The 17,783-nt window shown below is 47.0% G+C and carries 21 protein-coding genes; 12 read left to right on the top strand and 9 right to left on the bottom strand.

Annotated features, from left to right (window positions below; genetic code table 11):
• Positions 1-71: 71 nt before the first annotated feature.
• Positions 72-1,334: an RNA-guided endonuclease InsQ/TnpB family protein gene (locus MiSe_RS15435; RefSeq protein ID WP_226581136.1), complete on the bottom strand. Its 1,263-nt coding sequence runs from the start codon at positions 1,332-1,334 to the stop codon at positions 72-74.
• Between the two features lie 37 nt (positions 1,335-1,371).
• On the opposite strand from MiSe_RS15435, the gene MiSe_RS15430 reads away from it, so the two are divergent.
• The 4 genes from MiSe_RS15430 (at position 1,372) to MiSe_RS15415 (ending at position 4,092) form a co-directional block, all read left to right on the top strand.
• Positions 1,372-1,518, top strand: coding sequence for a ribbon-helix-helix protein, CopG family (locus MiSe_RS15430; protein ID WP_226581133.1), 147 nt, complete (start codon positions 1,372-1,374; stop codon positions 1,516-1,518).
• A gap of 100 nt (positions 1,519-1,618) precedes the next feature.
• The gene (folD, locus tag MiSe_RS15425) at positions 1,619-2,491 is read left to right on the top strand and encodes a bifunctional methylenetetrahydrofolate dehydrogenase/methenyltetrahydrofolate cyclohydrolase FolD (protein WP_226581130.1); all 873 of its coding nucleotides are present in this window, start codon (positions 1,619-1,621) and stop codon (positions 2,489-2,491) included.
• A 158-nt stretch (positions 2,492-2,649) separates the two neighbouring features.
• Positions 2,650-3,579, top strand: coding sequence for a geranylgeranyl diphosphate synthase CrtE (gene crtE / locus MiSe_RS15420; protein WP_444980504.1), 930 nt, complete (start codon positions 2,650-2,652; stop codon positions 3,577-3,579).
• 57 nt (positions 3,580-3,636) lie between these two features.
• Complete coding sequence (locus MiSe_RS15415) at positions 3,637-4,092, top strand: divergent PAP2 family protein (RefSeq protein WP_226581124.1); 456 nt, start codon at positions 3,637-3,639, stop codon at positions 4,090-4,092.
• Between the two features lie 3 nt (positions 4,093-4,095).
• Here the strand turns inward: MiSe_RS15415 and MiSe_RS15410 are convergent, their stop codons facing one another.
• From MiSe_RS15410 to MiSe_RS15395, 4 genes are all read right to left on the bottom strand, one after another.
• Positions 4,096-4,881, bottom strand: coding sequence for a hypothetical protein (locus MiSe_RS15410; RefSeq protein ID WP_226581112.1), 786 nt, complete (start codon positions 4,879-4,881; stop codon positions 4,096-4,098).
• A 61-nt stretch (positions 4,882-4,942) separates the two neighbouring features.
• Positions 4,943-5,272: an MgPME-cyclase complex family protein gene (locus tag MiSe_RS15405; protein ID WP_226581109.1), complete on the bottom strand. Its 330-nt coding sequence runs from the start codon at positions 5,270-5,272 to the stop codon at positions 4,943-4,945.
• A 100-nt stretch (positions 5,273-5,372) separates the two neighbouring features.
• Positions 5,373-6,095: a pyridoxine 5'-phosphate synthase gene (locus MiSe_RS15400; RefSeq protein ID WP_226581096.1), complete on the bottom strand. Its 723-nt coding sequence runs from the start codon at positions 6,093-6,095 to the stop codon at positions 5,373-5,375.
• Between the two features lie 100 nt (positions 6,096-6,195).
• Positions 6,196-6,411 carry a hypothetical protein gene (locus MiSe_RS15395; RefSeq protein WP_226581093.1) on the bottom strand — a complete coding sequence of 72 codons (216 nt, stop codon included), beginning with the start codon at positions 6,409-6,411 and terminating at the stop codon, positions 6,196-6,198.
• 210 nt (positions 6,412-6,621) lie between these two features.
• Here MiSe_RS15395 and MiSe_RS15390 point away from each other — a divergent pair, with 210 nt between their 5' ends.
• The 8 genes from MiSe_RS15390 (at position 6,622) to map (ending at position 12,311) form a co-directional block, all read left to right on the top strand.
• Positions 6,622-6,861: a helix-turn-helix transcriptional regulator gene (locus MiSe_RS15390; RefSeq protein WP_226581090.1), complete on the top strand. Its 240-nt coding sequence runs from the start codon at positions 6,622-6,624 to the stop codon at positions 6,859-6,861.
• A 7-nt stretch (positions 6,862-6,868) separates the two neighbouring features.
• Complete coding sequence (locus MiSe_RS15385; protein WP_226581085.1) at positions 6,869-7,138, top strand: helix-turn-helix domain-containing protein; 270 nt, start codon at positions 6,869-6,871, stop codon at positions 7,136-7,138.
• 3 nt (positions 7,139-7,141) lie between these two features.
• The gene (locus tag MiSe_RS15380) at positions 7,142-7,252 is read left to right on the top strand and encodes a helix-turn-helix domain-containing protein (RefSeq protein WP_226581080.1); all 111 of its coding nucleotides are present in this window, start codon (positions 7,142-7,144) and stop codon (positions 7,250-7,252) included.
• A gap of 188 nt (positions 7,253-7,440) precedes the next feature.
• Positions 7,441-8,193 (top strand): DUF364 domain-containing protein, encoded by a 753-nt coding sequence (locus tag MiSe_RS15375; RefSeq protein WP_226581077.1) that lies wholly within the window; start codon positions 7,441-7,443, stop codon positions 8,191-8,193.
• Positions 8,194-8,290: 97 nt separating this feature from the next.
• Positions 8,291-9,346 (top strand): DNA cytosine methyltransferase, encoded by a 1,056-nt coding sequence (locus MiSe_RS15370; RefSeq protein WP_226581074.1) that lies wholly within the window; start codon positions 8,291-8,293, stop codon positions 9,344-9,346.
• A gap of 229 nt (positions 9,347-9,575) precedes the next feature.
• Complete coding sequence (locus MiSe_RS15365) at positions 9,576-10,550, top strand: BsuBI/PstI family type II restriction endonuclease (protein ID WP_226581071.1); 975 nt, start codon at positions 9,576-9,578, stop codon at positions 10,548-10,550.
• A 13-nt stretch (positions 10,551-10,563) separates the two neighbouring features.
• Positions 10,564-11,448, top strand: coding sequence for a DNA cytosine methyltransferase (locus MiSe_RS15360; protein WP_226581068.1), 885 nt, complete (start codon positions 10,564-10,566; stop codon positions 11,446-11,448).
• Positions 11,449-11,555: 107 nt separating this feature from the next.
• Positions 11,556-12,311, top strand: a complete 756-nt coding sequence (gene map / locus MiSe_RS15355) for a type I methionyl aminopeptidase (protein WP_226581066.1) — start codon at positions 11,556-11,558, stop codon at positions 12,309-12,311.
• A 10-nt stretch (positions 12,312-12,321) separates the two neighbouring features.
• Here the strand turns inward: map and MiSe_RS15350 are convergent, their stop codons facing one another.
• From MiSe_RS15350 to MiSe_RS15330, 4 genes are all read right to left on the bottom strand, one after another.
• The gene (locus MiSe_RS15350; protein ID WP_226581063.1) at positions 12,322-14,028 is read right to left on the bottom strand and encodes a caspase, EACC1-associated type; all 1,707 of its coding nucleotides are present in this window, start codon (positions 14,026-14,028) and stop codon (positions 12,322-12,324) included.
• Between the two features lie 10 nt (positions 14,029-14,038).
• A complete protein-coding gene (locus tag MiSe_RS15345) occupies positions 14,039-14,428 on the bottom strand; it encodes a hypothetical protein (RefSeq protein WP_226581061.1) in 390 nt (129 codons plus the stop codon).
• 482 nt (positions 14,429-14,910) lie between these two features.
• A complete protein-coding gene (locus MiSe_RS15335; protein ID WP_226581059.1) occupies positions 14,911-16,083 on the bottom strand; it encodes a hypothetical protein in 1,173 nt (390 codons plus the stop codon).
• Complete coding sequence (locus tag MiSe_RS15330) at positions 16,049-17,698, bottom strand: MBOAT family O-acyltransferase (protein ID WP_226581057.1); 1,650 nt, start codon at positions 17,696-17,698, stop codon at positions 16,049-16,051. Before MiSe_RS15330 ends, MiSe_RS15335 begins: the two co-directional genes overlap by 35 nt.
• Positions 17,699-17,783 lie beyond the last annotated feature (85 nt).

Genomic DNA, 17,783 nt, shown 5'->3' with positions numbered 1-17,783 from the left:
ATTATTTGCTTGCTGTTAAAGACAGTAACGCAAGCACCAGCATTTCTGGAAGCTGGTGACAACTCCCACCGCTAACCTTCGGTGTAGCGGGGGCTTCTCAAATTCACAAATGAGAGTTGCTGTTTCACAGGACTCGCATCCGAGTATCCTCCACAGCCAGCAAACGCTAGTCCAAGCGTCCGTTGTACTCGATTCAAAATGTTGATGCCGCTGTTCACATCACGGTCAATTACTAGCCCACAGCTACAGCTATGAACCCTATCTTTCAGCGTCTTCTCAACCCGTTCACCACAGCGAGAACATTCTATGCTGGTTCCTCTGGCGTTGCCTTCCATTGCCCACTTACCGCGCTTTACCGCCACTGCTTGCAGGATGGAAAGGAATGCGCCCCAAGCGGCATCCAGTATCGACTTTGCCAATCGGGTTCTGGCAAGTCCTCTGATGTTCAAGTTCTCAAACGCGATCAGGTCATAGGTCGCGCAAAGCCAATGTGCCACCTGATAGTGAAAGTCTTTGCGCTGACGACCTGTGTGCAGATGCAATCGCGCTACTTTGTTCGCTTGCTTGCGGTAGTTGTTCGACCCCTTCTGTTTCCTTGCCAGTTGCCGCTGCTGACGGGCTAAGCGTTTTTGAGACTTGCGGTAGAACTGCCCAATCTCAACCGCTTGCCCGTCCGATGTTGCTAAAAACTTTTCTAACCCAACATCTATGCCTACAGCAGACTTGAGTTCATCCACAGGCAGCGGCGAGGGAACCGCGCCATCTTCTAGTGAAAAGCTGATGTACCAGCCATCTGCTTTGTGCAGAATCGTGGCTTGCTTCAAAGTGAAGCCATCAGGGATTGGGCGATGCAAAATCACCTCGATTTCACCAATCTTGGAGAGCTTTAAGCGGTTGCCTGTGAAAGTAGCTCCTGCTTTAAGGCAGTTCACCCTTGGAAAGGTGAATGAGCAGATATCACCTTGTTTCTTGAACCGCGGTCTGCCTCCTCTTTTGCCGTTCTTGTCAGGCACTAGCCATCGCTTCCAGGCTTTATCGAGCCGCATCAGGTTTTGCTGCTGGCAGTCTGCATAGATGTCTTTGTATTCGGGAAACAGTTGTTTCGTTTGGCGTAACTCCGATGCTTGAGTGTAGTAATCAACCCGTCCTGGAATCTCACCAATTCGCTCTAGAACAAGGCTGCAACGATCAATTGGCGAACGGGTTCTGTTGAGCCAATCCAATCGTTGTCCCAGCGCATAGTTCCAGTGCCTACGCAATAACTCACCCCAGATCGCCATAGTTGCCGCCTGTGATTCTGTGGGCTTGATTTTGTACTGGTAGGTGAGTAGCATGATAGTATTGTAACGCAAATATCGTTACACCTTTCAAATGAAAACCTTTAATATTCGACTTCCTGAGTCCGATCTAGAAACGTTGAAAGCTTATTGTGAACAGGAAAACAGAACCCAGACAGATGTGATTAGAGAATTTATTAGAAATCTGAAGAGGAAAATAAAACATGAAACAGACAGTTAACTGGCAGTCTACGCGGCATCGATCCCCTAGGACTGCCGCTCAATTCCCCCATCACCGCCAATCGGAGTACCGATGTGGCGGGAGTACCCCGGAGATCTAGATGGATACAAAAGTTGCCCAAATCCTAGACGGTAAAGCCCTCGCCCAAAAAATTTACGCTGAACTTGCCGATCAAATTCAGTCGTTACAAGCTGAAATTGGGCGTCCGCCGGGTCTAGCGGTGCTAATGGTAGGCGATAACCCCGCTAGCGCCGCCTACGTGCGCAATAAAGAGCGCGCTTGCCAAAAAATCGGGATTGCTTCGTTTGGCAAGCATTTTCCCGCCGAAACTGCTTTTGGCGAATTAGAGCAAGTGATTCAATCTCTGAATCAGGATGAACGGGTAGATGGGATTTTAGTTCAACTGCCTTTACCGCCCCACTTGGATAGCGTAGCACTGCTGCACGCGATCGCACCCGATAAAGACGCCGACGGACTCCATCCGGTTAATTTGGGGCGTCTGGTGCGGGGAGAATCCGGTTTACGCAGTTGCACCCCCGCAGGCGTCATGCGCCTCCTGCAAGAATATGAAATTGAATTAAAAGGGAAACAAGCGGTCATCCTTGGGCGTAGTATTTTAGTGGGCAAGCCAATGGCTTTGATGCTGCTAGAAGCGGATGCGACGGTAACGATCGCTCACTCGCGATCGCAAAACCTACCCGACATCACCCGCAGTGCCGATATCCTAATTGCGGCAGTAGGGCGTCCCAATTTGGTCACCCCTGAAATGGTCAAACCAAACGCCGTAGTCGTGGATGTTGGCATTAATCGCGTTACCGATGACGCGGGTAATTCCCGCCTCGTGGGAGATGTCCAGTTTGAGGGGGTGCTTTGCGTCGCCTCTTCTATTACCCCCGTTCCCGGCGGCATTGGCCCGATGACCGTCGCCATGCTGTTGCAAAATACAGTGTGGAGTTATAGCCAAAAGCGGTAATGGGTAATGGGTAATCGCTAATGGGTAAAAATTCGACCGATAGCTTAATGACCAACCAGCAATTAGCAATTAGCAATTAGCAATTAGCAATTACCAATTACCAATTACCAATCACCTGTAAAATTGGTACGGAAATGACAAACGTAAGGAATCCAGGGATGGTAGTTACGGACGATCGGCATTCGCCAACAGGGGAATCTCCAACCTTTGATTTATCAGCTTATCTGAACCAGCGACAGGCTTTGGTGGAGGCAGCTTTGGATCGTGCCTTCCCCGTCATCTATCCTGAAAAAATATACGAGTCGATGCGCTATTCCCTGCTGGCGGGTGGAAAGCGCCTACGCCCCATTCTCTGTCTCGCTACCTGCGAACTCACCGGGGGGACGGTGGAAATGGCGATGCCAACTGCTTGCGCCCTGGAAATGATTCACACGATGTCGCTGATCCACGACGACCTACCCGCGATGGATAATGACGATTATCGGCGGGGGCGTCTGACCAATCATAAAGTTTACGGTGATGATATCGCGATTTTGGCTGGAGATGGTTTGTTAGCCTACGCTTTTGAGCATGTAGTTGAGGAAACTAAAAACGTACCCGCCGAACAACTTTTAAAGGTAATTGCCCGTTTGGGGCGTGCCGTCGGGGCGGCGGGTTTAGTCGGCGGTCAAGTGGTTGACTTAGAATGCGAGGGACGCACTGATACAACCCTAGAAACGCTGCATTTTATCCACACCCACAAAACCGGGGCGCTGCTAGAAGCTAGCGTAGTTTGCGGCGGTATTTTGGCAGGCGCATCCGCTGCCGATTTGCAACGCCTGTCCCGTTATGCTCAAAATATTGGGCTGGCGTTTCAAATTGTGGATGATATTTTGGATATCACCGCAACTCGCGCCGAGTTGGGCAAAACCGCAGGTAAAGACCTGCAAGCGAAAAAGGCAACCTATCCCAGTCTTTGGGGGTTAGAAGAATCGCGCCAACAAGCGAAGCAATTGGTTGAGGATGCTAAGGCGGAATTAGCACCCTTTGCTGAAAAAGCTCAACCGCTACAGGCGCTGGCTGATTTTATTACTAGCCGCACGCACTAAAAACAACCGCTTTAATCCGGATAATTTAAAATCCAAAATCCAAAACCCCAAATCGATATGCAGGACTTTGGTAAAATTTTAGACAACCACGTGCTGGTGGTTGCTCTTATAGCCTGTCTCATCGCTCAACTGTCTAAAATCATCGTCGAACTTGCCCGACACGGCAAGGTAAGTTTGCGCGTTTTGACGACGACTGGCGGAATGCCCAGCGCCCATTCGGCTTTGGTAACCTGTTTAGCAGCAGGTGTAGGACAGACGGTGGGATGGGCGTCTCCCGAATTTGCCATTGCCACCATTTTCGCCATCATTGTCATGTACGATGCCGCCGGAGTCCGTCAGGCGGCGGGTAAGCAAGCGCGCATCCTCAATCAAATGATTGATGAATTATTCCGCGAACACCCTACCTTTAGCGAAGATCGACTCAAGGAATTGCTCGGTCACACGCCGGTTCAAGTAATTGTAGGATCGGTGTTGGGCGTGACGATTTCCTGGCTAGCTGCACCAGCATATTAAATTTTAATTTCTTGGCTGGTTCGGTAAAACTTGCGCTCGCAATAAGGTCACCTGCCGACCATCTACCATCATCGCAAAAAAGCCGCGCTCCGATAGCAACTCAAATGTATTCGTCGCATTCTTATCGTTAGTTGTATGCAGCACCAATAAATAAGGACGTTGCGCGAAGGAAACTAAACCCACTTCCTTCCCTACCAGTCGCTGTACCTGTTCGGCAATTTCCGGTTTGTTAAAGAAATCTACCAATATCGCATAACCCCTTCCCAAGGGTTGAGGATTAAAAGCAGGTATATTCTGAGATACTACCGTTTGTTCTCGCACCTGTCCCACCGTCGTCACCCCGCTTTGACTCGGTGTTTCCCTAGCAGTTTGAACCACTACAGGGGGTTCCACAAGGAAAGCTTGCAACCCGACAATATCATTTAAGTAACGCACCCATTTTTGCACTTCCTCTGCGTCAGCAAACCCACCAATGCGCGTCACTACATTGTCTGAATATCTACACAGAGTAACGTTGGTAGTATTTGGCACGGTTTGTCGCACCAACTCGCGAGTCCGGGGTGTCTTGCTTTCCACCAACAATAAATACTCGCCCGGTTGAGGCAATTGACAATTGGGAATTGAAGACTGAGCCACAGCAGCATCTATTTTAACAGCCAACCCAGCCGTCGCTAGCAAGGTTGACCCTAAAATAGATTGCGCTACCCTGATGAAACAAGTTTGATGCATAACTGGTGAATTGGTAATTGGTAATTGGTAATTGGTAATTGGTAATTGGATTTTTACCATTACCCTAGTTCCCTGGAACTTGCCTGGAAACGCCATTACCCATTACCCAAGATAAAATTTTTCAGGATACGCCTGCGAGGGAAGCTAGCGGGTTGGGAATTTGAGCGGAGGGTGCTTCAAATTCGCCAGTTGCCACATATTCCAACCGCAATTTCAGCCAAGTAATAAATTGCTGATTCGTTGAAATAATTGCCGCTGCTGGTTGGGGACACTTGGCTTTAACTTCTGCCATTGTTGCTGCTTCTATAAAAGCGGGTTGTACAACCAGCCAAAAATCGATTTCTTTTTCTTGTTCTTGATAGTTCCGGGTTCTCTCCCTCAAAACTTCTTCCAGGGGTTCTTCTTCGAGTAAAAAGCGTTTGCTTGCTAGGACGTAGTAGTAAGTTGTCATGGTGATTGGTGAAGTGTAATTGGTGAAGTGTAATTGCTAATTGCTAATTGCTAATTGCTAATTGATTTTTTCTTACCCATTAGCCATTAGCCATTAGCCATTAACCATTACCCAATATTGCTTGTTTCATTTCGCGGACGGCGCGTTCTAATCCTACTAAAACGGCGCGACTAACGATCGTGTGACCGATATTGAGTTCTTCCATCCCTTTGAGCGCAGCGACGGGGTAGACGTTCCAGTAGGTGAGTCCGTGTCCCGCGTTCACTCTCAGACCGGATGCGATCGCATTTTCGCATCCTTTCGCCAAAACGGCTAATTCTTTTTCCCGACTCGCTTCATCCTGCGCTTCGGCGTATTTCCCCGTATGCAGTTCAATAAATTTGGCTTTCACCTTGACAGATGCGTCAATTTGTGCATCATCCGCATCGATAAACAAGCTGACCGGGATTCCAGCATCTTGTAATTTTGCCACCACATCGGTGATGCGGGGAATAAGTCCGGCGATATCGAGTCCGCCTTCGGTGGTGACTTCTTCGCGACGTTCGGGGACTAACGTTACGTAATCGGGTTTAATGTCTAATGCGAAGTCCACCATTTCATCCGTCGCCGCCATCTCCAAGTTTAGATGGGTGCGAACAGTTTGCCGCAAGATTCGCACATCCCGGTCTTGGATATGCCGTCTATCTTCCCGCAGATGCACGGTAATGCCGTCGGCACCTGCAAGTTCTGCCAGCACCGCCGCCGCCACGGGGTCGGGTTCTACCGTGCGACGTGCCTGCCGAATTGTGGCAACGTGGTCGATGTTGACGCCGAGAGTAGGCAAGATTAGATTCTCCTATGGGCGAATCCACAATCTTTTAGTTTACCCCACAGGCAGCGAGTAGGGGCACGGCGTTCTGGATATTGTTGGATTACCCGAATATTTACGGTTGCCGTGCCCCTACAGTTACAGAATCATTTGACTCAGGGGGGATAAATGCGATCGCAAATTCCACCCCCGGTATCAAACGCCGCAACACTTGCAAATGCCCTTCAGCGTCGCTGCGACTCCGAAACCGACCAACGGCAATGGGTTTGCAGTTCACAAAGCGAAAAATTGCCCAGTTAAAAAGACTTGTCTTGTAGGTGTTGTGAGTCATATTACCTCTTGACGATTTGAGTTGGTTACTAACAGCAGAACGTGATGAGACACTAAAGCAAAGGCAAGCAGCAACCAACAGCATCGCCCTGTTGTGATGCCTGCCTTTTTTGCTCGTTATCCCCAAATTGATTTAGGGTTGATGTTTTCTAGCCTAAACCAAATTAGGGATAACCGTCAACCTGTTTAGGCTAAATTAATTTAGGTTAAGATGGCAGAAAAGCCCTTATCAGCGCTGATGCGTCTCAGAACCCTGCGACATTTGACACAAAAGGAACTTGCAGATGCTTTAGGCGTGACAGAAAATACAGTTGCGAACTGGGAAAGAGGCAGAGCAATACCCAAGTTAACGCCCAGCCAATTCAAAACCCTGGTTAAACTGTTGCAGATCGGTTTGGAAGACTTACCCGACGATTTTGGGCCGCAGTCAGGAACACAATCCGATCCATAGTATTAAGATGACAAAATCGTTTGATAGCAACGAACCAACCGTACAAACACTGATAGAAGCAGCGGGGATAACTCAACGGCAACTAAGCCAGAAGCTAAACGTTACAGAGTTAAGCATCAACAACTGGGCTAACAGGAGGAAACTGCCGAGAGTCGATCATTTTTTGGCGATGTGTCGAGAGTTAAATGTTTCTCCTAAAACTCTGGCTAAAGCGATGCGGTTAGACGTTGAGGGCATACCTGATGACGTACCACCCTTGCGACAACCTGACGAATAACTCATGACTGAACCCGCAACATCGCCTCTGATGCGTCTTAGGAAGCTGCGACATTTGACACAGAAGGAACTTGCAGATGCTTTAGGCGTTACACAAAATACAGTTGCTAACTGAGAAAGAGGCAGAGCAATAGGTGCAGCTAAACAAATTACTCGCTTCGCTAGGTAAGAATAACTATTTAATAAACCGCGAAGACACGAAGAACACGAAGAAGGAAGAAGAAAGATGTAGATAGTCTTCTAGCGCGAAGGGAGTAAAAGAAAAGTAGATACTAAGTTAGGTGCTGATTTACCAACGGAAGCATGAAAATACACCCACGAGAAATCTACGATTTACTGCTGGAGTCGAGTCAAACGACGGCATTGGTGCGCGAGGTATTGATCGGTTTAACCTGGACATTTTGCCAAGCAGAGGGGATGGGATTGTGCATGAGTCCGGGGCAGCCAACCCGCACCTTGCCTTGGGCAGGAACGTTGGTTAACAAAGCGATCGCACAGTTAGCCCCCTGGCTGCGTTCTTGGGATAGTTATCAAGCAACTGTTGGAATGGCAGCAATTAATGCAGCGATTAATCCATCTTCACCGCTATTGGAAAAAGCCCAGCCAATTGCGCCCAAAGGTGCGGCGAACCTCGCTGTTTTTGAGCATTTTTTACCGTTGATTCGGGGAAAACGGGTAGTCGTAATTGGTCGCTATCCCGGACTGTCTCAGTACGAACAAGAGACAGAAATTACGGTAATTGAGCGTCAACCGAGCGGTCAAGATTTACCCGATACTGCCTGTGAATATCTCTTACCAGAAGCCGATTGGGTTTTTCTCACAGCCACCTCGATTGTGAATAAAACTTTTCCGCGCTTAGTAGAGTTGTCGCAAAATGCCAACTTAGTTTTGATGGGGCCAACAGTACCCTGGTTGCCAGATTTAGCGCATATGGGAATCGATTATTTGGCTGGTGTAAAAGTTACTAATACCGAGGCATTACGGCAGACAGTTGCCGAGGGAGGAGGTGTGAGAATTTTTGACACGGGTGTGCAATATTGCGTCCTGAAGTTATGAGGAAATTTGTTTGATTTATGGGCAAGGAAAGCGATAGCATTGGTTTAGCGATCGCTTTCGTGTCTCCACTGCTATCCGGAAACTATACCCGAACTATATGACCTCAAAAATACTCACAAATAAACTTCCTTATCTAGCGCTAATCGAACAAGAACTGCAACTATCGTCAAACCAACCAGATGCGCCGTTAGTTATAGATATGTTTGCTGGTTGTGGCGGTTTGGCGTTTGGTTTTGAAGCCGCAGGTTTTAGAACGATTGGCTACGAAATGTTAGCAGATGCCAGCGCGACTTATCGACACAATCTCCAAAGTTCATGCTATCAAGTTAATTTAACACCTGGATCGGATTTAGTTGATGAAGCCGATGTCATAATTGGTGGCCCTCCATGTCAACCTTTTAGCGTGGGAGGAAATCAACGAGGATTAAAAGATAGCCGCGATGGTTTTCCCACATTTCTATCTGCCGTTGAGCGGTATCGTCCTAAACTTGCCTTATTTGAGAACGTGCGAGGAATGTTATTTCGGAATCAAGCTTATTTTCAAGAAATTGTCAAGGCTTTGCAAAAATTAAACTATTTTGTTGAATGGCAAATTTTAAATGCAGTTGACTATGGAGTTCCACAACGGAGAGAGCGGCTTTTCTGCGTAGCCCATAAAGGCGGTTGGAAATGGCCTCAAAAAACAAATTCATCCTGGCATTATACAGCAGGAGAAGCATTAGGAGAACTGGCATTATCAGCCACCCCTGAATCAAAATTCCTCACGAGCAGTATGGATGAATATGTCAAAAAATATGAGAAAGCCTCTAAATGTATTAGACCAAGAGACTTACATCTTGACGCGCCTGCTAGAACAGTCACTTGCCGCAATCTATGCGGTGCAACTGGCGATATGTTGCGAATCCGCTTACCCGACGGACGCCGCAGAAGGCTAACAGTTAGAGAAGGGGCGCGGCTTCAAAGTTTTCCAGATTGGTTTGAGTTTCAAGGGTCTGAAAATAGTCAGTTTAATCAGATTGGGAATGCCGTACCGCCGCTATTAGCAAAAGCTTTAGCGCGTTCTGTAAGGGCATACTTAGATAATTTGGAAAACATCTCATCTGAGCAGGTAACTTCACCCGCACAATATATACAGTTATCTTTTGATTTTTAAAGAAACATTGTAGACAAACTCAGATCTTGTACCATAGTCCACAACCGCCAGAGAATCAATTCTCTGGCTAATAGCGAAAGTCCATTGAAATGGACTGTTAATCTGATTTCAGTCCACTGAAGTGGACTTGGGCTAAAAGCCTTTGGACTTGAGTCCACGGCGGGCGAAAATCACAGGTGCAAGATCTGAGCAAACCTACTTGCCATAAATCAACTCGTCTCGCAACTACATGTCTAATACGCCTATTTCTCCCGATCCAACTCAAGCTATCAAAAAGATTGAGGAAGCTAAAGCTATCCTCCGAGATATCGGGTTACCACCCGCTCAGCAAAACGAACGCTCTGCCCTCACATTACTAGCTTTGCTTAATTTAAAGGTCGATACACCGTGGACAGAAGCAAGTAATCCTTTACTCGGCATTACTCCAATTATGGAGTTTATTGCCCAACAATATGGTAAAATGTACGCACCCAACACGCGCGAAACGATTCGTCGCTTCACCGTTCATCAGTTTGTAGAAGCTGGCTTTCTGATTCCCAATCCAGATTGGCCTTCAAGACCTACAAATAGTCCAAAAACCGTCTATCAGATTGAGCGTCGCGCCCTGGAATTGATTCGTACTTACCAAACAAATTACTGGAGCGAGCAACTAAAAAATTACTTAACGTCTATTAAGACATTGAAGCAGCGATCTGCTCAAGAACGCGAGATACAACGGATTCCGGTGACGCTGAAAACTGGGCAAAAAATCTCTTTGTCACCGGGTGGGCAGAATCTTATGATAGAGAAAATTATCAATGATTTCTGCGAGCTATTCACGCCTGGAGGAAGGCTAATTTATGTAGGCGATACGGGTGATAAATGGGGTTATTTCGATCGCGAGTCACTCGAAGCGTTGGGTGTTACTGCCGATGCACATGGAAAGATGCCTGATGTTGTGGTTCACTATGTTCAGAAGAATTGGCTGGTGCTGGTTGAAGCAACTACCAGTCATGGCCCAGTGACTCCAAAACGCAGGAACGAACTTCAAGCAGTATTTCAAAATTCTACTGCTGGGCTTGTATTTGTCACTGCTTTTAATCTCCGCAGCGATATGGCAAAATATCTAAATGAAATTGCTTGGGAAACGGAAGTCTGGGTGGCTGATGCACCGACTCATATCATCCATTTTAACGGCGATCGCTTCTTAGGGCCGTACCCTTGAATTTTGGGTCATCATGCGGGTAGCCTCATTCTTTACAGGCATTGGTGGGTTCGATCTTGGCTTTGAAAGATCGGGAATGAAAGTCGTATTCCAATGCGAAATAGACCCCTTTTGCCAAAAAATCCTCAAACGTCACTGGCCTTGCGTACCAATCCATGAAGACATCACAACCCTCATACCTGCAACTATCCCTGCCGCTGACTTATGGTGTGCCGGATGGCCCTGTCAAGACCTCAGCAACGCCAATACAGACCGAAAAGGACTCGCAGGGGAACGAAGCGGACTGTTCTACAAATTTATGGAACTTGTTGCAGAAGTTCAGCCAGCGTGGTTGGTGTTGGAAAATGTGCCTGGGTTGCTCTCGGCAGAGCAAGGAACCGCGCTTGAGTCAGTTATCGACACGTTGGAAGCGCACGGGTATTTGGGGGGATGGCTATCGTGTAACGCTCTCGATACGGGCATACCCCACGACCGAGATCGAGTATTCTTTATTGCCAGTTTTAGATCGCAACGTGCCTATAGAATCTTTACTGACAGCAGCGAATTGTCTGGGGATTCTGCGTCGCGAAAATCGAGCCAAACGCAAACTGGATCGAGCTTTCGTGAAGGCGCTGTCGGAGACAATCCGCTTGTGGTACAACGTCGCGGTGGCTTCGGGTATACCCTGGCAAAAAGCATCTGCCCCACGTTACGCGCCCAAACTGGAGGACATCAAGGAGGTCATTCAGACCGACCAATACTCTGTGGCGAGAAACTTGACTTGGACAGAGTGGGAAAAGCTGATGGGGTTTCCTCCCGGATGGACTCTCGCAGACGGAGACTCCTTGGTAACGCCGTCGTCCCCGCGATCGCACAATGGATTGGCAGAAAAATCATAGAAATCCAGAGTCAGGATTAAACCAACAAAACATCCAGGGTAAGCTGTGTACCCAGCTTACTCAAGTTCTTTTAAGGAGATACTGATATATACAGCCCCAAAAACCAGTAAAAATTAAACAAAACACTATGACCACCGAAACCATCGAACTGTTATCGAGCCGCGAATTAGATAAAATGCGTCAAGCTGGGCGTTTAGCTGCTCAACTCCTGGAGCATCTCGAACCAATGGTAAAACCAGGAGTTACTACCCTCGAACTCAACGATGAAGCCGAACGCTGGACAAAAGCGCATGGTGCTAAAAGCGCCCCCCTTGGCTATCACGGTTTTCCCAAGTCTATCTGCACCAGCGTCAATGAAGTCGTATGTCACGGCATCCCCAGCGCTAAGCAAATTCTTAAAGAAGGTGACATTATTAACATCGACGTGACGCCGCTGGTGGATGGTTACCACGGCGATACGTCTAAAACTTTCTTCGTCGGTACGCCTTCACCCAAAGCGAAAAAGCTCGTAGAAGTAACCCAGGAGTGTCTCAAAAGAGGCATTGCTGAAGTAAAACCAGGGGCGCGGATTGGCGATATCGGCGCGGCAATTCAAGAATACGCAGAAGCCCAAGGCTTTTCGGTTGTGCGAAATTTTACCGGACACGGCGTTCACCGGATTTTCCACGCTGCACCGGAAATCCCCCACTATGGTAAGCGGGGTACGGGGAAGCGTTTAAGACCGGGTATGGTATTTACAATTGAGCCGATGATTAATGAGGGGACTTGGGAAGTAGAAGTTTTAGATGATGGGTGGACTGCTCTCACGTTAGATCGAAAACTTTCTGCCCAGTTTGAGCATACCGTCGCGGTGACTAACTCTGGGGTCGAGATTCTTACTTAGAAAATTATGGCTATCCCTGAAGTTTGGCTATTTTATCTAATGCCGCTTGGTATTGCTGGGTATATCCTTTTTTCTGATAAAGTTCTGCGGCGGTTTGATAAGCTGCGATCGCTCCCTGCTTGTCTCCCAGTTTAGAGTAAGCTTCCCCCAGGTCATCGTAAACGTAGGCGTCTTTGATTTCCCGGCTATCGAGTTGAATGGCTTTCTTGTAATACTCGATAGCCTGAGTATATTTGCTCAACTTCGCGGAGACGTTTCCGAGAAATTGATAGGTTTCGTAGTCGTTGGGGTTAATTTTAATTGCTGTTTCGTAATCAGCGATCGCTCTGGGATGGTCGCCCAAATTGAAGTATGCCCTGCCTCGGCTGTGGTAGGTTTTAGCGTGTATGGGATTGAAGCCAAGCGCGCGCTCGAAATCCTCAATCGCTCCCTTAAAGTCTCTTTTCTTAGACTTTTCTAAGCCGAGCTTGTAGAATTTTTCAGTACAGGTAGGAGGTGACTCAAAAACTCTGCATGTAAAAACGGGCAGTTGCGGAATCACCAGAAAATAGGTTGTTAAAAGCACCACCGCGAGCGTACCTGTCCCAGCGATCGCTCTGGGATTTCTCAAGGCTGAGACTTTCTTAGAAACAACTTCGCTCAGCTTAAATCTAACGGGTTTGTGTTGCTTTTCAATCGGAGCGATATCTTCTTCCCTCAAACCTAAAACCCGCTGAAAATGTTTTAATTCATCGCGAGCCAGGCTACTAAGAGGATATCCATTTTGAATCGCCTTAACAAATACTTCCTCGTATGTTTGCAATTTTCGCTTGTATTCTTGGTAAGGTTTAAGAACTTCAGCTTCAATTGCCGCAGCATCTTCCGGCAGCAATCCCAAATTATTTCGCAGTTCGTCTAATGTCGAGCGACCCACATGAGAAATCTCGCCGCGAAAGGCAAAATTTTCTACCTCTTTGCGATACCTGAGCTTCGAGTCGCCTCTGGGTGCATTAGCCAACAGAATCCTAAAGCCTTCTTTGACCGCATAAATTTCTGGTTTCATCGCGGGAGCGGCTTCTTTGACTTTCTTTTTGGCATACTCGTGCAATTCATCAATAGAAATTGCACCATCATTATCTAAATCTGCTGCACCCGTTTCAATCCCTTCGACCAGGTAATGAGTGTAAGTCGAGAGGTCTAACTCTTTCTGCTCAAAAGAATACTGAGTTGAAGTAGAAGATGTGAGAACCGCACGTCCCTCGCCACCTAGTTGAGCCTGAAGATTCACAGACCCATCATCTTTAGCAGACCAACCTTCGGCAAAAGCTCCGCTAAAACAACAATCCAGAATTACCACCTGTCGCTTCGAGCGACTGTCGCTCATAACATCCTGTACAAAACTGGCTGCAACGGCTGTGGCTTTTATTAGTTCTCCCTGGATATTTTTGCGAGTGGTGCGCGTTGCAAAATAAAGCTTGCCGCTCTCATCTTTAACGCCGTGACCTGTGAAAAAAAGCAGTGCGAGGTCATCCTTTTGACAACCGGAAAATAAAGTTTCAATTGCTTCTTCCATCGCTTGTCGTTCGGGATTAATTAACTGTTTTACTGAGGTAAAACAGCCCATTTCTGGGTGCTGCAAAATGCGCTGCATTGCCTCGACATCTTTGGCTGCACCAGGGAGCGGGTTCAACCCCGAACCATACTCGCTGACTCCTATCAGCAGTGCCACCTTATTCATTTGCTACCTCCTAACAAGCCAGGGATGCAAAAAATGGCTTGACTATTTCCTCATTCGCTGCTACTAGCTCTTGCTTACTGCTGGCTTTGATTTTGAGTTTTTTACCGTTGGCTTCGAGTTCTATCTCAATCGGTTTGTCCCCCAAGCGATCGCCCACAAATCCCAGCAAAGCCTTAATATTTTGTAGGCTGACCTCAGCCGTCAGAATTCCTAGTAGTGTGCCTCCAAACGCCTTCGCTCCCTCTGGCATTTCTTCTGGTGACACCAAACCTGCTTGTTCTACGCCATCCAGGTCTTTTATATCTCGCAATAGATTTCGCGTTGTCCTATCTAGCCTTTCTTCCTCTAAGTCCGGATCTTTGAGAGCTAGGGTAAGTTTAACTGTAGATTCGTCTGTCATTTTAAACCTCTAAATATTGTTAAGTATTGCCAAGGAATTGTTTTCCCTTCTGCTATTTAGATCCGAGAAAAACTAGGAATCTCCTGGTTAACTTAAATATTTTTTACAAAAATTTACAGCGAGCGCTCCCCATTCGCTCTAACTCAAAGCACTGGTATAAAATTGCAACGCAAACCGCCGAAACCCAATCGAAATCAAAAATAACCCCAACGCCAATACTCCCGCACCTATCACCCAACCAACTTCACCTCGCCCTCATATCGCCTCCGGCGATACAGTTGTTAAAACTGCTACAGGCAATCTCAAAGTAAAGAAAAAACGACTATTGAGGAGCCGAGAAAGTGAACAGGCAAAGAAACAAAGGTGATACAAAAAATCGTTGGTTTGGGAACGAGAGATATGCCTCCCTTCCGCTTCGCGAACGACGGTCGAAACAAAGGTGATGGCGGCGTCGTGCGTAAGTCCTGAACTTGAAACTTCCCCTATTGCTTCAAGACATCGCGGCGGTCAAAATGTTCGTTAATCAACTTTAGTACTGCTTTGGCGATTAATTTGTTAGCACTCTTGGTGAAGTGTCCCTCAGCAACAAAGTTTCTGATGTCGGTAGCCGCAGCAATATTATGAGTACTGATATAGGGAATTGCAGCGCCCTCCAGAGTCGGCGAAAGCGCCTGAAACAAATGATCTTCATAGCCGCGATCGCTAATCAGAAGCACAATTGGCAATTTGCCGTCACTTCTAGCCGTTGCCGCAAAATCGGTAACAATTGCGCTTAAAACGGGGATGTCTATTTCTGCATTGAACCCGGCTGAATTATAAATTTTATTTGCAATCATCGCCTGATGCCGCTGTGCATAAGCTCTGCGAATCAGCCGTACAATTGCAGAATTATCCAGCCAATTCCGCTTGAACAAGAATGAGTTAAAGAATTGATCGTTTTCTCGAATTTGGGTGACAAATTCGTTCCACTGTTGCTGGTCTTGCCTGACGGCGCGGAGTTGAGCCAGCGACAAAACTTGAGGCCAAATCGCCTTCAATTTTCCATCTTCCACAAAGTAGCGCGGGTAAGTGTAAGGAATAGGCACTTCAAAATTCCAGGTCAAACCGCTGATTGTTCGGAGTGCTTTAACGCTGGAAGCCAGAATCCCTAAAATCGCTACATCGGCTTGGTGCTTACCCCGATCTAAGTTGTACGCCGCGAATGCGTAATTCGGTGGCGCAGACGGTCCAGCGATTAATCTTAACCCGATTTTGGCATCCATTTCCTTCATCGCCTCACCCACATGATTTGAAAATGACATGCCGTAGATGGCAACAAGCAAATCTTCACCAGGCGCAGGGTTTGTGGGTCTATTTAATTTTTTCCACATTTCTGGGTCTAACCAGCCAGCCTGTGCGACGGGCCCACTTAATTCGTCTGTCGGCCCTATCATCCGCGCCAATTTTCCTTCCACAGACCGCCCGTATTCAAAATAAAGGTTAAGCTGTCCGGGGGAAGTTACGCGCGGATCTGATGGATACGGAAACAGAAAATTGATCGAGATATCGAACACAAATAGGAAGAAAACTATCCACATTCCGGTTACAAATGCCTTACGGATTTGTTGACTTTTAGCTAGCTTAGAACTGAGAGTATATATACTGTGCAGGTGCATTGCTCAATCCCATAAACACAATAACCAGCATTGTTGCATAAATGGCTGCACGCGCTGGGGTTGGATAACGAAGGTAAAAATCTTGATTCTGAGATTTGTAGGCCAAAAATTCATACCCCATGAGTATTGGAATACCCAACAAGGCAGGTAACGGCGGCTTTGGCATGGTGAGGGCGAAGTTTCCTATATCCACAAACAGAATTTTTGTCAACGTGACAATCTGAGCCAGAGATGTTGCTCGGAACAACAGCCACCCATAGCAAGTTAATACAAAGAAGAACAATGTTGCTACTATCCCTTGCCAATTTCCCAAACCATTTGGCGATGCACTTTGTTTCTTATCTTTGGGACTAAAAACTCGATACACGCACAAAAGTCCGCCTTGATAAAAGCCCCAGAGGACAAAGTTCCATGCCGCACCGTGCCAAAGTCCACCCAGCACCATTGTCGTCATCAGATTTAGATAAGTTCGTAACTCTCCTTTACGGTTTCCACCCAGGGGAATGTAGAGATAATCCCGCAACCAAGTAGAGAGACTGATGTGCCACCGCCGCCAAAACTCGCTAGGATCTTTGGAGAAATATGGCAGATTGAAGTTGAGCATCAGTTCGATGCCGAACAGTTTGGATATTCCCCTAGCCATATCGGTGTAGCCGGAGAAATCGCCGTAGATTTGGATAGCGTAAAGGAAAGTTGCCAAAACAACATCAATCCAAGAAACCGCCCCACTCGTACCGTAGATTGCATTGACCGAACCTGCTACCCCGTCAGAGATTGCCACTTTCTTGAACAAGCCGAATAATATCAGAAAAATGCCTTGAGCAGATTGCTCGAAACTTAGCCTACGTGGCTTTGACAACTGCGGCAGTAAGTGGTATGAGCGATCGATTGGACCCGCAAGTAATGAGGGAAAATAAGCTAAGAAAAGGGCAAATTCCGCAAATTTTTGCGCTGGCTCGATCTTGCCTCGATAGATATCAACGGTGTAGCTTATCGTCTTAAACGTGTAAAACGAGATTGCTACAGGCAGAACGATGTTTAAATTTAATAATTCTGCCTCAATCCCCAGGGAGCGAATGCCTGCAACAGCACTGTCAATGAAGAAATTGAAGTACTTAAAAAAGCCAAGGAGTCCCAGGTTTGTACATATACTAATCCACAGGAACAAATCCCGTCGTTGTTTTTCCTTGATTGCGCTAAACCTTGGATACAGCAGATTAGCGCTCGCTACTAATGCTATTGTCGCAATTAATACCACCCACCCTGACGGTGCAGCAGGTAGAAGTTGATTCCACTGCACTGATAAAGCGAATGTTTCTGTGTTGAGCCGAACTGCATTCCATTGCACGGTAATACAAAAGAACGCTGCCAATATCAGGCACCAAGCCGCAACCCTGCGCCTAGATCGGGTTAATCGACCCGTCTCAATCATAGACCCGCAGTAGAAATCTACTGCGGTTGATAAGACGATCAGAAAAACGAACCTCACATCCCACCAGGCATAAAATATATAGCTAGCCGCGAGCAATATCAAGTTTTGCCCGCCCAGAGGCACCCGGTAGAGTAAATAAGTTATTGTAACAAAAATTACAAAGTCAACGGAATTAAACGTCATTTTTCTGTTTGAAAAAAGTGAATTTACCAACACCGTCGAGTTCAAATCCATTATATGGTTTGAAATAGAAGTTGGTTAAACTGGC

Source organism: Microseira wollei NIES-4236 (genome assembly GCF_020521235.1).
GTDB classification, from domain to species: domain Bacteria; phylum Cyanobacteriota; class Cyanobacteriia; order Cyanobacteriales; family Aerosakkonemataceae; genus Microseira; species Microseira wollei.
The sequence above is the reverse complement of the archived record's forward strand: the minus strand, read 5'-3'. Positions and strand labels throughout refer to the sequence as shown.

Excerpts from the sequence above, each read along its gene's own strand:
- MiSe_RS15435 (WP_226581136.1), bottom strand. The coding sequence starts at position 1,334 with ATGCTACTCACCTACCAGTACAAAATCAAGCCCACAGAATCACAGGCG.
- MiSe_RS15430 (WP_226581133.1), top strand. The coding sequence starts at position 1,372 with ATGAAAACCTTTAATATTCGACTTCCTGAGTCCGATCTAGAAACGTTG.
- folD (WP_226581130.1), top strand. The coding sequence starts at position 1,619 with ATGGATACAAAAGTTGCCCAAATCCTAGACGGTAAAGCCCTCGCCCAA.
- crtE (WP_444980504.1), top strand. The coding sequence starts at position 2,650 with ATGGTAGTTACGGACGATCGGCATTCGCCAACAGGGGAATCTCCAACC.
- MiSe_RS15415 (WP_226581124.1), top strand. The coding sequence starts at position 3,637 with ATGCAGGACTTTGGTAAAATTTTAGACAACCACGTGCTGGTGGTTGCT.
- MiSe_RS15410 (WP_226581112.1), bottom strand. The coding sequence starts at position 4,881 with ATGGTAAAAATCCAATTACCAATTACCAATTACCAATTACCAATTACC.
- MiSe_RS15405 (WP_226581109.1), bottom strand. The coding sequence starts at position 5,272 with ATGACAACTTACTACTACGTCCTAGCAAGCAAACGCTTTTTACTCGAA.
- MiSe_RS15395 (WP_226581093.1), bottom strand. The coding sequence starts at position 6,411 with ATGACTCACAACACCTACAAGACAAGTCTTTTTAACTGGGCAATTTTT.
- MiSe_RS15390 (WP_226581090.1), top strand. The coding sequence starts at position 6,622 with ATGGCAGAAAAGCCCTTATCAGCGCTGATGCGTCTCAGAACCCTGCGA.
- MiSe_RS15385 (WP_226581085.1), top strand. The coding sequence starts at position 6,869 with ATGACAAAATCGTTTGATAGCAACGAACCAACCGTACAAACACTGATA.
- MiSe_RS15380 (WP_226581080.1), top strand. The coding sequence starts at position 7,142 with ATGACTGAACCCGCAACATCGCCTCTGATGCGTCTTAGGAAGCTGCGA.
- MiSe_RS15375 (WP_226581077.1), top strand. The coding sequence starts at position 7,441 with ATGAAAATACACCCACGAGAAATCTACGATTTACTGCTGGAGTCGAGT.
- MiSe_RS15370 (WP_226581074.1), top strand. The coding sequence starts at position 8,291 with ATGACCTCAAAAATACTCACAAATAAACTTCCTTATCTAGCGCTAATC.
- MiSe_RS15365 (WP_226581071.1), top strand. The coding sequence starts at position 9,576 with ATGTCTAATACGCCTATTTCTCCCGATCCAACTCAAGCTATCAAAAAG.
- MiSe_RS15360 (WP_226581068.1), top strand. The coding sequence starts at position 10,564 with ATGCGGGTAGCCTCATTCTTTACAGGCATTGGTGGGTTCGATCTTGGC.
- map (WP_226581066.1), top strand. The coding sequence starts at position 11,556 with ATGACCACCGAAACCATCGAACTGTTATCGAGCCGCGAATTAGATAAA.
- MiSe_RS15350 (WP_226581063.1), bottom strand. The coding sequence starts at position 14,028 with ATGAATAAGGTGGCACTGCTGATAGGAGTCAGCGAGTATGGTTCGGGG.
- MiSe_RS15345 (WP_226581061.1), bottom strand. The coding sequence starts at position 14,428 with ATGACAGACGAATCTACAGTTAAACTTACCCTAGCTCTCAAAGATCCG.
- MiSe_RS15335 (WP_226581059.1), bottom strand. The coding sequence starts at position 16,083 with ATGCACCTGCACAGTATATATACTCTCAGTTCTAAGCTAGCTAAAAGT.
- MiSe_RS15330 (WP_226581057.1), bottom strand. The coding sequence starts at position 17,698 with ATGACGTTTAATTCCGTTGACTTTGTAATTTTTGTTACAATAACTTAT.